The sequence below is a fragment of the Kribbibacterium absianum genome (assembly GCF_030067705.1).
Classification (GTDB): domain Bacteria; phylum Actinomycetota; class Coriobacteriia; order Coriobacteriales; family Atopobiaceae; genus Kribbibacterium; species Kribbibacterium absianum.
Window position 1 is genome coordinate 140,119 of sequence record NZ_JASJEX010000001.1, and the last position, 13,671, is coordinate 153,789.

The 13,671-nt window shown below is 67.4% G+C and carries 7 protein-coding genes; all 7 read left to right on the plus strand.

Translation table 11 applies throughout. The annotated features are described in order from the left end of the window. Nucleotides 1-64 precede the first annotated feature (64 nt). The 7 genes from ssnA (at nt 65) to xdhA (QJ043_RS00660) (ending at nt 13,652) form a co-directional block, all read left to right on the plus strand. Nucleotides 65-1,420, plus strand: coding sequence for a putative aminohydrolase SsnA (ssnA, locus tag QJ043_RS00630; RefSeq protein ID WP_283712236.1), 1,356 nt, complete (start codon nt 65-67; stop codon nt 1,418-1,420). Nucleotides 1,421-1,483: 63 nt separating this feature from the next. Further along, nucleotides 1,484-4,480, plus strand: a complete 2,997-nt coding sequence (gene ygfK / locus QJ043_RS00635; protein WP_283712237.1) for a putative selenate reductase subunit YgfK — start codon at nt 1,484-1,486, stop codon at nt 4,478-4,480. Between the two features lie 146 nt (nt 4,481-4,626). Then, nucleotides 4,627-7,317: a selenium-dependent xanthine dehydrogenase gene (gene xdh / locus QJ043_RS00640; RefSeq protein ID WP_283712238.1), complete on the plus strand. Its 2,691-nt coding sequence runs from the start codon at nt 4,627-4,629 to the stop codon at nt 7,315-7,317. A gap of 205 nt (nt 7,318-7,522) precedes the next feature. Then, entirely contained in the window at nt 7,523-9,856 is a 2,334-nt protein-coding gene (gene xdhA, locus QJ043_RS00645) for a xanthine dehydrogenase subunit XdhA (RefSeq protein ID WP_283712239.1), read from the plus strand. Nucleotides 9,857-9,859: 3 nt separating this feature from the next. Further along, nucleotides 9,860-10,750 (plus strand): xanthine dehydrogenase subunit XdhB, encoded by an 891-nt coding sequence (gene xdhB / locus QJ043_RS00650; RefSeq protein WP_283712240.1) that lies wholly within the window; start codon nt 9,860-9,862, stop codon nt 10,748-10,750. Beyond that, nucleotides 10,741-11,256 (plus strand): xanthine dehydrogenase subunit XdhC, encoded by a 516-nt coding sequence (gene xdhC, locus QJ043_RS00655; RefSeq protein ID WP_283712241.1) that lies wholly within the window; start codon nt 10,741-10,743, stop codon nt 11,254-11,256. Before xdhB ends, xdhC begins: the two co-directional genes overlap by 10 nt. Continuing rightward, complete coding sequence (gene xdhA, locus QJ043_RS00660) at nt 11,256-13,652, plus strand: xanthine dehydrogenase subunit XdhA (RefSeq protein ID WP_283712242.1); 2,397 nt, start codon at nt 11,256-11,258, stop codon at nt 13,650-13,652. Before xdhC ends, xdhA (QJ043_RS00660) begins: the two co-directional genes overlap by 1 nt. Nucleotides 13,653-13,671: the final 19 nt, after the last annotated feature.

Sequence of the window (13,671 nt, forward strand, 5' to 3'; positions counted from 1 at the left end):
CCCTGCGGTTCCCGGGTCTGACAACCGGTCGTAGCTGATCTGCGACGCTATGTGAGGAGGAGCAATGCTTGTCGTAGCAAACGGTCGCCTGATCACGCGCGACCCCGAGAACCCCTACATCGAGGACGGCGCGGTCGCCATCGAGGGCACCCAGGTGGCTGCGGTGGGCACCCGCGAGGAGATCCTCGCCGCCTATCCCGACGCGGAGCTCGTGGACGCGCACAACGGCATCATCATGCCGGGCCTCGTCAACGTCCACACGCACATCTACTCCGGTCTCGCCCGCGGCCTCGCCATCAAGGGCTGCGACCCCCACAACTTCCTCGACAACCTCGAGATGCAGTGGTGGAACATCGACCGTCACCTCACGTTGGACGGCACCCGCGCCTGCGCCTGGGCCACCATCGTGGAGTCCATCCGCAACGGCGTGTCCACCATCTTCGACCACCACGCGAGCTATTGTGAGATCCCAGGCTCGCTGTTCGCGATCAAGGACGTGTGCCAGGAGGCCGGCATCCGCGCCTGCCTGTGCTACGAGGTCTCCGACCGTGACGGCCAGGAGAAGTGCGACCAGGGCATCCAGGAGAACGCGGACTTCGCCAACTGGGTGGCCGAGCAGTCGCCCGAGGACCGGTCCATGATCGCCGCGATGTTCGGCGGCCATGCCACTTTCACGCTCTCCGACGAGACCATGGACAAGATGCGCGAGGCCAACACGCAGGGCGTGGGCTACCACATCCATGTGGCCGAGGGCATGAACGACGTGTACGACTCCATCGAGAACCAGGCGGGCATCCGTCCGGTGGAGCGCCTGCTCAACCACGGCCTCCTCGGCCCCAAGACCATGCTCGGCCACTGCATCCACGTGTCCCCGGCCGAGATGGACATCCTCGCCGAGACGGGCACGATGGTGGAGAACAACCCGGCGTCCAACATGAACAACGCCGTGGGCTGCGCCCCGGTGCTCGAGTTCTTCCGTCGCGGCCTCTTGGTGGGCCTCGGCACCGACGCCTACACACACGACATGATCGAGTCCCTCAAGGACTTCATCATCATCCAGCGCCACAACGCGGCGATGCCCAACGTGGGCTGGGTCGAGGACATGACGATGCTCTTCAAGAACAACCCGATCATCGCCGAGAAGAGCTTCCCGGGCACGAGGCTCGGCATGATCGCCCCGGGGGCCACGGCGGACGTCGTCACCTTCGACTACAACTTCTTCACGCCCTTCTCGGACGAGAACGTCGACGGCCACATCCTCTTCGGCCTCGAGGGCCGCGACTGCCGGAACAACATCATCAACGGCCAGCTGGTCTACAAGGACCGCGAGTTCACGACCTTCGACCTGCCCGAGGTCACCGAGTTCATGCTCCAGGAGTCCAAGAAGCTCTGGGGCGACCTCAACGACCGCGAGTACTAGACCGGGACACCGTAAGGGCCTGCCGTGTGGAGGCGGCTGGCCTGGACCTTTTGAGAGGACACCATGAGCGACATCATGCGCCCCATCGGCTTTGACCACCTGATGACGTGGGTCATGGACGAGTACCGCACGCAGAAGACCATCTTCGGTCAGCAGCGCATCGTCCGCACCGACCCCGACCGTGCGTTCGCCATCTTCGACGAGAAGATCGAGACCCCCTTTGGCCCCGCCGCCGGCCCCAACTCCCAGCTGGCCCAGAACATCATCTCTTGCTACGTGGATGGCGCCCGCTTCTTCGAGCTCAAGACCGTGCAGATCATGGACGGCGAGCAGCTGCGCGAGGCAGTGGCCAAGCCCTGCATCCTCGCGCCGGACGAGTGCTACAACTGCGAGTGGTCCACGGAGCTCACCGTGGAGCAGGCCCAGGCCGAGTACATCAAGGCCTGGATCGCCTGCAAGGTGATCGCCCGCGAGCTGGACCTCGGCGACCCCGACGGCTTCGTGTTCAACATGTCCGTGGGCTACGACTACGACGGCGTCTGCACGCCCAAGATCGACGGGTTCCTCAACGGCATGATGGACGCCACCACCACCGAGGCGTGGCAGAAGTCCATCGCCTGGCTCAAGGACAACGTCGAGCTGTTCGAGAACGTGGACGAGGCCTATATCGACAGCATCTCCCCGCGCGTCTCGAGCTCCGTCACCGAGTCCACGCTCCACGGCTGCCCGCCGGAGGAGATCGAGAAGATCGCCACGCACCTGATCGAGGTCAAGGGCCTCAACACCTACGTCAAGTGCAACCCGACGCTCCTCGGCTATGAGTTCGCCCGCAAGACCCTCGACGAGTGCGGCTTCGACTACATCGCGTTCGACGACCACCACTTCCTCGAGGACCTCCAGTGGGAGGACGCCGTCCCGATGTTCGAGCGGCTGCAGGCCCTCGCGTCCGAGAAGGGCCTCGAGTTCGGCGTCAAGCTCACCAACACCTTCCCGGTGGACGTGACCCGAGGCGAGCTGCCGAGCGAAGAGATGTACATGTCCGGCCGGAGCCTCTACCTGCTGTCCATCTCCCTGGCCGCCCGGATCGCCAAGCAGTTCAACGGCACGCTGCGGATCTCCTACTCCGGCGGCGCCGACGCCCAGAACATCGAGAAGCTGCTCAAGAGCGGCATCTGGCCCATCACGATGGCCACGACGATCCTCAAGCCGGGCGGCTACGAGCGCCTGTCGCAGATCACGGGCATCCTCGCCAACGTGCCGGGCGCGACGTTCGAGGGCGTGAACGTGGAGAAGGTCGAGGCCCTGGCCCTCGCCGCCCGCGAGAGCGACAAGTACGAGCACGCCATCAAGGCACTGCCCGACCGCCACGTGCCCGGCGAGCTGCCGCTGCTCGACTGCTTCACCGCCCCGTGCCGTCACATCTGCCCGATCCACCAGGACATCCCGGGCTATCTGCGCGCCGTGGACGAGGCCCGCTACGAGGACGCCCTCAACATCATCCTCGAGCGCAACGCGCTGCCGTTCATGACCGGCACGCTGTGCCCGCACACCTGCACCAACCCCTGCATGCGCAACTACTACGACCAGCCGGTCCACATCCGCGAGGCCAAGCTCGAGGCCGCCCAGAAGGCCTTCGAGGAGGTGCTGCCCACGCTGGTCGCCAACGAGCCCACCGGCCCCAAGGTCGCAGTCATCGGCGGCGGCCCCGCGGGCCTCGCCGCCGCCTCGTTCCTGAGCCGTGCCGGCGCCGACGTCACCGTCATGGAGCGCACCGGCAAGCTCGGCGGCATCGTGCGCCACGTGATCCCCGGCTTCCGCATCTCCGACGCCGACATCGACCACGACGTGAGCCTCTGCCTGGCCCACGGCGCCAAGGTGGAGACGGGCGTCTCCGTCGAGAGCGCCGCGGCCCTTAAGAACCTCGGCTACGACAAGGTCGTCATCGCCGCCGGCGCCTGGGCGCCCGGCCGCGAGGTGCTGCCGGAGGGCTCCACCATCGACGCCATCGAGTTCCTCGAGATGGCCAAGAAGGACCCGGAGTCCGTGTCCCTCGGCACCGACGTCGTCGTGATCGGCGGCGGCAACACCGCGATGGACGTGGCCCGCGCCGCGACGCGCATCGACGGCGTCAAGAACGTGCGCCTCGTGTACCGTCGCGACGCCGCCAACATGCCGGCCCAGGAGGAGGAGCTCCTCGACGCGCTGGCGGACGGTGTGGAGCTCTGCGCGCTGCTGAGCCCGGTCGCCCTGGCCGACGACGTCCTCACCTGCGACGTCATGGAGCTCGGCGAGCCCGACGCTTCCGGCCGCCGCCGTCCCGTCAAGACCGGCGAGCAGACCACCGTGCCGGCCACCGCGGTCATCCGCGCCGTGGGCGAGCAGCTGGAGCGCAGCCTGTTCGAGAACTCCGGCATCGAGCTCACCGACCGCGGCCTTCCGAAGGTCGACTCCCACCTCATGACCTCCGTCGACGGCGTGTACGTGGTGGGCGACGCCCGCCGCGGCCCCGCGACCATCGTCGAGGGCATCGCGGACGCGCAGGTCGTGGCCGAGGCCATCACCGGGTGCGCCTTCGACGGCAAGGGCGCGAGCAACATCGACCCCGAGTACGGGAAGAACCTCGCCACCCGCGGCGACCTGTGCCTCAGCTGCGACAAGTGCGCCACGAGCCGTTGCCTCGAGTGCCCGACCGTCTGCGAGACCTGCGTCGAGGTGTGCCCGAACCGCGCGAACATCGCGGTGCGCGTGGCCGGCGAGCGCCAGCGCCAGATCGTGCACGTGGACGGCATGTGCAACGAGTGCGGCAACTGCGCCGTGTTCTGCCCGTACCAGGGCGGCCGTCCCTACAAGGACAAGCTCACGGTCTTCTGGAGCGAGGAGGACCTCCACGACTCGGAGAACGAGGGCTTCCTCGCCCTTGAGGACGGGCGCTTCAAGGTCCGCCTCGACGGGGAGATCCGGGTCCACGACATCGACGACCCGGCCTGCGGGTTGCCGGAGGGCGTGCGGCGGCTGATCCAAGCCGTCCGCGACGATTACGGCTACTTGCTCTGCAAGTAGGAAACCGGGACCGTTCACCTCGCAAAAGGTGAACGGTCCCCTTCGTTACGGGGAGTCCCCGCGCTTCATGGAGTATCCAGACGCAGGCGAGCGGGGTTTCGAAGAGAATCAGACATCGTTCAAGTCCGATGTGATTGAGGAGAGACATGCCCGAGAGTTACACCATCACCGTCAACGGGCAGGTGCACGAGACGAGCGAGGACAAGTCGCTGCTGCGGTACCTCCGCAACAACCTCAAGCTCAAGTCCGTCAAGGACGGCTGCTCCGAGGGCGCCTGCGGCACCTGCACGATCATCGTGGACGGCAAGGCCACCCGTGCCTGCACGCTCACCACCAAGCGCGCCGACGGCAAGACCGTCGTCACCACCGAGGGGCTCACGCCCGAGGAGCGGGAGGCCTTCGTCTACGCGTTCGGCGTCAAGGGCGCCGTGCAGTGCGGCTTCTGCACCCCGGGCATGGTCATGAGCGGCAAGGCCCTCATCGACCAGAACCCGGACCCCACCGAGGCCGAGATCAAGAAGGCCATCCGCGGCAACATCTGCCGCTGCACCGGCTACAAGAAGATCATCGAGGGCATCCAGCTTGCCGCCGCCATCCTCCGAGGCGACGAGGTCATCGACGAGGCCTTCGAGAAGGGCGACGAGGGCTTCGGCGTGGGCGACCGCGCGTTCCGGCTCGACGTCCGCGAGAAGGTGCTCGGCACCGGCAAGTACCCCAACGACTTCGACGAGCGCGACTTCCCTGGCCTCGTGCACGCGGCGGCCGTGCGCTCGGTGCACCCGCGCGCCGTGGTCAAGAAGATCCACTACAAGGAGGCCATGCAGGTCCCCGGCGTGATCACGGTGCTCACCGCCAAGGACGTCCCGGTGAACAAGGTGGGCCACCTGCAGCAGGACTGGGACGTCATGATCGCCGAGGGCGACACCACCCGCTGCGTGGGGGACGCCATCGCGCTCGTCGTGGCCGAGACGCCCGACGCCGTGCGCATGGCCCGCGACGCGATCCTTGTGGACTACGAGGTGCTCGAGCCGGTGCGCAACTGGGAGGAGGCCGCCGCCGAGGGCGCGCCTGCGATCCACGAGCACGCGCCCAACAACATCTGCCAGCAGCGCCACATCACCCGCGGCGACGCCAAGACCGCGCTCGCCAACTCCGCCTACACGGTCACGGAGACCTTCCACACGCCGTTCACCGAGCACGCGTTCCTCGAGCCGGAGTGCGCCGTGGCGTACCCGGAGGGCGACGGCGTGCACATCGTGACGACGGACCAGGGCGTCTACGACACCCGCCACGAGGTCGCGCACATGTTTGGCTGGGACGACGAGCCCGAGCGCGTCGTGGTGGAGAACGCCCTCGTGGGCGGCGGCTTCGGAGGCAAGGAGGACGTGTCCGTCCAGCACCTCGCGGCCCTCGCCGCGCTCGCCGTGAACCGGCCGGTCAAGTGCCGCCTCACGCGCCAGGAGTCCATCAACTTCCACCCCAAGCGTCACAAGATGGACGCCACCTTCACCGTGGGCTGCGACGAGAACGGCATGCTCACCGGCCTCGACTGCGACGTGTACTTCGACACCGGCGCCTATGCGTCCCTCTGCGGCCCGGTCCTCGAGCGCGCCTGCACCCACGCGCCCGGCCCGTACACCTACCAGAACACCGACATCCGCGGCTACGGCTACTACACCAACAACCCGCCCGCGGGCGCGTTCCGCGGCTTCGGCGTGTGCCAGACGGAGTTCGCCCTCGAGATGTGCCTCGACAAGCTTGCCGAGAAGGCCGGCCTCGACCCGTGGGAGATCCGCTACCGCAACGCCATCGAGCCGGGCAAGGCGCTCCCGAACGGCCAGATCGCCGACTGCTCCACGGCCCTCAAGGAGGCCCTGATCGCGGTCAAGGACGTGTACTACGCGAACAAGGACCACGCCGGCATCGCGTGCGCGATGAAGAACGCCGGCGTCGGCGTCGGCCTGCCGGACAAGGGCCGCGCCCGTATGATCGTGAACGACGGCGTCGTCGAGGTGTACTGCGCCGCCTCCGACATCGGCCAGGGCTGCAAGACGGTCTTCGCCCAGATGGCCTGCCAGTCCACCGGGCTCCCGTTGGAGAAGATCCGCATGATGCCCGTCTCCACCAAGCTGGGTCCCGACTCCGGCACCACCTCCGGCTCGCGACAGACGCTCATCTCGGGCGAGGCCATCCGCATGGTGGGCGCGGACCTGGCCGCCGACCTGGCCACCGTGGGCGGCGACCTCTCCCAGCTCGAGGGCAAGGAGTACTACGAGGAGTTCTTCGACCCCACTGACAAGCTGGGCGCCGACGTTCCCAACCCCAAGAGCCATGTGGCCTACGGCTTCGCCGCGTCCGTGGCCGTGCTCGACGACGAGGGCTGGGTCGCCGAGATCCACCAGGCCCACGACTCCGGCAAGGTCGTGAACCCCATCGCGATCCAGGGGCAGATCGAGGGCGGCGTGCTCATGTCCATGGGCTACGCGCTCACCGAGAAGTTCCCGCTCAAGGACTGCGTGCCCACCGCCAAGTACGGCACCCTCGGCCTCTTCCGCGCGGACAAGATCCCCGAGATCGACGCGATCTACGTGGAGAAGGAGCAGCTGCTGCCGTTCGCCTACGGCTCCAAGGGCGTCGGCGAGATCTCATCGATCCCCACGGCCCAGGCCATCGCGGGGGCCTACTACGCCAAGGACGGCATGTTCCGCACCTCGCTGCCGCTGGCCGACACGCCCTATGCGCCGAAGCCCAAGCCGGCGAAGAAGAAGATGACGCCGGAGGAGATCCAGGCGGCGATCGCCGCCAAGAAGGCCGCCAAGGCCAAGAAGGCCGAGTAAGGACCTGGGCGCCCGACCCGGAGCAGAGGCCGGGCGCCCGCACCCCGCGAGAGGGACGATGGGGTCCGCGAGACTGAAGGGGCCTCAAGAGGAAGACCCTTTCGAGGACAATCGAAGACGACGACCCATCGCGTAAGGGCCGCCAGCCACAGAACCGAGCGCCCACGGTAGCTGGGCGAGGACACGTTGGAGGAAGGTCGATGGAATGAGCAAGTTCAAGGAGGTCGGACGGCCGCTGGCTCGTGTTGACGCCAAAGACAAGGTCACCGGCCGTGCGAAGTATTGTTACGACCTGCTGCCCCAGGACCACCTGGTGGCGAAGATGGTCCTGGCGACCATCGGCAACGGCAAGGTGCTCTCCATCGACACCTCCGAGGCCGAGCGCGTGCCGGGCGTCGTCGGCGTTTTCACCTGCTTCGATCCCGAGCTGCCCAAGACGCCCTTCGGCACGGCCGGTCACCCCTGGTCCTGCGACCCAGGCCACCAGGACATCCAGGACCGTTGGATCCTCACGGACCGCGTCCGCCAGTACGGCGACGTGATCGCGGCCGTCGTGGCGGAGGACACCGTGGCGGCCGACCGCGCCGTGCGCGCCGTGAAGGTGGAGTACGAGGAGTACCCGCTCGAGCTCACGCGCCACGAGGCCGTCGACCATCCAGAGGACTACCCGCCCCTCCATGAGGCGCGTCCCAACAACATCATCGCCCACGTCGACAACCGCACCGAGGTCGCCGGCGGCTACGATACCATCGAGGAGATCCTCGAGGACCCGTCTCTGCACCACACGCACGTCGAGGTCACGACGCCGCGCCAGTCGCAGGCGCACATCGAGCTCTGCCTCTCCTACGCCTACGCCGAGGGCGACCGCATCACCGTCGTGAGTTCCACGCAGCTGCCGCACATCTGCCGGCGCATCGTGGCCCAGGCGCTCGAGCGGCCGTGGGGCGACATCCGCGTGATCAAGCCCTACATCGGCGGTGGCTTCGGCAACAAGCAGGACATCCTCTACGAGCCCCTCAACGCGTGGCTCTGCGAGAAGGTGGGCGGCCGCTGCGTGCTGCTCGAGCTCACGCGCGAGGAGGTCTTCGCCTACACGCGCTCGCGCCAGCCCAAGGAGTGCCACCTGGACGCCGCCTGGGACGACGACATGAACCTCAAGGCGCGCAAGCTGGAGGGCTGGTCCAACCAGGGCGCCTACGCCGCCCACGGGCATGCGCTGATGGCGAACACCGCCAACAGCTTCCGCCAGGAGTACTCGGGCGTCGAGCTGGCGCACCACGGCATCGCGACGACGTTCTACTCCAACGAGACCACGGCCGGCGCCATGCGCGCCTACGGCGTGCCCGAGGGCAACTGGGCGGCCGAGGTGCTCATGAGCGACATCGCCCATGACATGGGCTGGGACGGCTGCGACTTCCGTCTGAAGAACTTCATGAAGCTCGGCTACCGCGACCCCTTCTGGCCGGGGCCCCTCTGCTGCTACTCGCGCGGCATCGAGGAGTGCGTGGCCAAGGGCAAGGAGCTCATCGGCTGGGACGAGAAGCAGAAGGCTTACAAGGACCAGACCGGGCCCATCCGGCACGGCGTGGGCGTCGCGCTCTTCAGCTACAAGACGTCGGTCGCCGGCCTCTCGCTCGAGACCTCCAACGTGCGCATGAACCTCGCCCAGGACGGCTCCGTGATGCTGCAGATGGGCGCGACTGAGATCGGCCAGGGCGCGGACACCGTCTTCTCCCAGATGGCGGCCGAGACCATCGGCATCCCGACGGAGATGGTGCACATCGTCTCGCAGCAGGACACGGACGTGACGCCCTACGACTCCGGCGCCTACGCGTCCCGCCAGAGCTACGTGGCCGGCACCGCGTGCAAGAAGGTGGCCGAGGAGCTGCGGCAGGAGATCCTCGACTACGCGCACTTCCTGTTCCCCAAGCAGCAGATGCCCTACGACCTCCGCGACGGCGTGATCTATGACATCGCCGGCAACGCCGTGACCACGATCGGCGAGGTGGCCATCCAGGCCTACTACCACCCGACCAACGCGAAGCAGATTCAGGCGCAGGACGGCATCAACGTCCAAGAGAACACGTTCGCGATGGGCGCGTGCTTCGTGGACCTCACGGTGGACATCCCGATGGCGACCGTGACCTTGAACAACATCGTGGAGATTCACGACTCCGGCACCGTGCTCAACCCCAAGACCGCCGAGCAACAGGTTCACGGCGGCATCGGGCAGTCCGCTGGCATGGCCCTCTCGGAGGAGCTCCTCACCAACCCCAAGGACGGCTCCATCCGCAACAACAACCTGCTCGACTACAAGATCCCGACGGCCATGGACCTGCCGGACCTCACCGCCGGGTTCGTGGAGACGTACGACCCCACCGGCCCCTACGGCAACAAGGCGCTCGGCGAGTGCCCGTGCATACCGGCCGCCCCGGCGATCCGGGACGCCATCCTCAATGCAACCGGCGTGAAGTTCTACGACGCGCCCATGACCCCTCAGCGGCTGTTCGAGGGATTCAAGAAGGAGGGTTTGATCTAGGCCATGTATGACATCGTTTATTACCACGAGGCCGAGAGCGTGCAGGACGCGGTGAGGGCCCTGACCGAGCATCCCGAGGCTCGCGTCATCGCGGGAGGCACCGACGTCCTGGTCCAGATCCGCGAGGGCCGCTTCGGGCCCTGCGAGCTGGTCTCCATCCACGAGCTGCGCGACGAGCTCTGGGGCGTGACGCTCGACGAGGACGAGACCATCTGCATCGGCCCCATCACCTGGTTCCATGCCGTGAACACCGACCCCATCTGCCAGGAGCGCATCCCGGTGCTGTGCGACGCGTGCGACACCCCGGGTGGCCCGCAGCTGCGCGTGTCCGGCACGGTGGGCGGCAACCTGTGCAACGGCATCACGTCCGCCGACACCGCGTCCACGTTCTTCGCGTTCGGCGCCGAGCTGGTGCTGGAGGGGCCGAACGGCCGCCGCGTGGTGCCCATCGAGAAGTGGTACGCGGGGCCCGGCAAGACCGTGCGCGAGCAGAACGAGGTGCTCGTCCAGATCCGCATCCCCAAGAGCCACTACGAGGGCTTCACCGGCGAGTACATCAAGTACGGCAAGCGTCGCGCGCTCGAGATCGCGACGATGGGCTGCTGCTGTCTGGTGAAGCTGGCCGACGACCACGAGACCATCGAGGACGTGCGCTTCGCGTACGGCGTGGCGGGCCCCAACCCGTGCCGGTCCGAGGCCGCCGAGAACATCGCCCGCGGGAAGACCGTCGCCGAGGCCGCCCCGCTCGTGGGCGAGGCCGCGCTCGAGGACCTGCACCCGCGCGACTCCTGGCGCGCGTCCAAGGACTTCCGCGAGCAACTGATCAAAGAGATGACGAAGCGCGCGCTCGTTGAGGCCGCTGCCAAGGGAGGTTCGACCGCATCATGGAAATGAGGATCCTCAGCTGCACCGTCAATGGCAAGCCGGTCCAGGTGGGCTACGACGTCCGCGAGTGCCTGCTCGACACCCTGCACGACCGGCTCGGCCTCACGTCCGTGAAGCGCGGGTGCGAGGTGGGGGAGTGCGGCGCCTGCACCGTCCTTATCGACGGCGTGGCCACGGACACCTGTCTCTACCTGACCGCCTGGGCCGAGGGAAAGACCATCGAGACCGTGGAGGGGCTGCAGGCCCCGGACGGCACGCTCGACGTGGTGCAGCAGGCCTTTGTGGACGAGTTCGCCGTCCAGTGCGGGTTCTGCATCCCGGGCCTCATCATGTCCGCCGAGGAGATGGTGCGGTCGGGCAAGACCTTCACGCGCGATGAGATCCGCAAGTGCCTGTCCGGCCACCTGTGCCGCTGCACCGGCTACCAGAACATCGTGAACGCGGTCGAGAAGGCGACCAACCTCGTGAACGGCATGGTGGGTGAGGAGGCAAGCGGGACCGAGGAGGTGGCCTGATGGCGCTCATCAACCCGGCGCCGCCCGCCGACTCACTGGCTCCCGAGAGGGCCGGGGCCGCTCGCTTCACGCAGGTCGGCAAACCGGTCACCCGCATCGACGCGGTGGACAAGGTGACGGGGCGCGCCAAGTTCACGTACGACCTACTGCCCACGGACCATCTCGTGGCCAAGGTGGTGCGCTCCACCATCGCGAGCGGCCGCGTGCTCTCCTTCGATCTGGACGAGGCGTTGGCCGAGCCCGGTGTGGTGGCGATCTTCACCTGTCTTGACGAGGGGCTGCCCACCTACCAGTTCGCGAGCCCCGGGCACCCGTGGGTCGTGGACCCGGAGGAGCGCGGCGACATCGAGGACCGCACGCTCATGGACTCCCGCGTGCGCCAGTACGGCGACACCATCGGCGTGCTTGTGGCCGAGGACACCGTGGCGGCCGAGCGCGCCCTGCGCAAGATCAAGGTGGAGTACGAGGAATATCCGGTCGTCTTCACCTACGAGCAGTCCCAGGACCCGGACTACGCGCCGCCCATCCACGAGGAGTGCCCCAACAACGTCCAGGCGGACTGGCTCACCGAGGTGGGCGTCGAGGAGGCCGGCTACTCGTCGATGGAGGAGCTGCTGCACGACCCGCAGTACCACAGCGGCAGCTACCACATGAGGACACCGCGCCAGCAGCAGGCGCACATCGAGCTCTGCCTGTCGTTCTGTTACGAGGAGAACGGCCAGATCGTCTGCGTCACCTCGACGCAGATCCCCCACATCGTGCGCCGCGTGATTGGCCAGGCGCTCGAGATCCCCTGGGGCGACGTGCGCGTGATCAAGCCCTTCGTGGGCGGCGGCTTCGGCAACAAGCAGGACGTCCTGTACGAGCCGCTCAACGCCTGGGTGTGCCACAAGCTCGGCGGCCGCTGCGTGCTGCTCGAGCTCACCCGTGAGGAGGTCTTCGAGCAAACCCGCTCCCGGCAGCCGAAGGACTACTACGGCGAGGCCTGCTGGGACGACGACATGAACCTCGTGGCCCGCAGCTGCGAGGGGTTCTCGAACTCGGGCGGCTACGCGAGCCACGGCCAGGCGATCATCGCCAACGGCCTCGGGTCGTTCCGGTTCATGTACTCGGGGCAGGAGAAGGCCTGCCGCACCCGGGCGCTCACGTTCTACTCCAACCAGGCCACGGCCGGGGCCATGCGCGCCTACGGCGTGCCCGAGGCGACCTGGGCGGCCGAGTGCATGGTGAGCGACATCGCCCACGACATGGGCTGGGACGGCGCGGACTTCCGCGCCAAGAACGCCATCAAGCTGGGCTACGAGGACGTCACCTGGCCCGCCCCGCTCATCTGCCAGTCGAACGGCATCCAAGAGTGCATCGAGCGGGGCCGCGAGCTTATCGGCTGGGACGAGAAGAAACGGCGCTACGCCAACGAGACGGGACCGGTACGCCATGGCGTGGGCATGTCGCTGCTCTGCTACAAGTGCTCCGTCGGCGGCCTCGAGCTCGAGACGGCGAGCGCGCGCATGACGCTCAACCAGGACGGGTCGGTGGTGCTGACGCTCGGCGCGACCGAGATCGGCCAGGGCTGCGACACGGTCATGTGCCAGATGTGCGCCGAGGTGCTGGGCGTCCCGGTGGAGAAGGTGCACATCGTCAGCACCCAGGACACCAACATCAGCCCCTACGGCGCGGGCGCCTACGCCAGCCGCCAGACGTACGTGACCGGCATGACCATCAAGCAGGTGGGCGCCGAGTTCAAGGCGAAGATCCTGGACTACGCGCGCTACCTCAAGCCCTACTACAACGGGCAGGACCTCGACATCGCGGACAGTTGGGTGGTCGACGCGGCCGGGCGTCGGGTGATCAGCCTGGAAGAGCTCTCGACGATCGCCTACTACGACCGCAAGCGCTCCGACCAGATCGAGGCCTCGGGCACCACCGAGGAGGACGTGAACTCCTTCTGCCTCGGCGCCTGCTTCGTAGACGTGACGGTGGACATACCGATGGCCACCGTGACCGTGAACCAGATCGTCCAAGTGCACGACTCCGGGCAGATCATCAACCCCAAGACGGCCGAGCAGCAGGTGCACGGCGGCATCGCGCAGTCGCTCGGCATGGGGCTCTACGAGGAGCTCATCGAGGACCCCGCGACGGGCAAGACCCGCAACGGAAACCTGCTCGACTACAAGATCCCGACGACGATGGACGTGCCGGACCTGACGGCCGAGTTCGTCGAGACCTGGGACCCGACGGGGCCCTTTGGCAACAAGTCGCTCGGCGAGCCGCCATGCATCCCGTGCGCGCCGGCCATCCGCGACGCGGTGCTCGACGCGACCGGGGTGAAGTTCTACGAGGCGCCGATGACGCAGCAGCGCCTCTTCGAAGGCTTCAAGGCCGCCGGGCTCCTGTAGCACCCACCCTCCTGGGGTG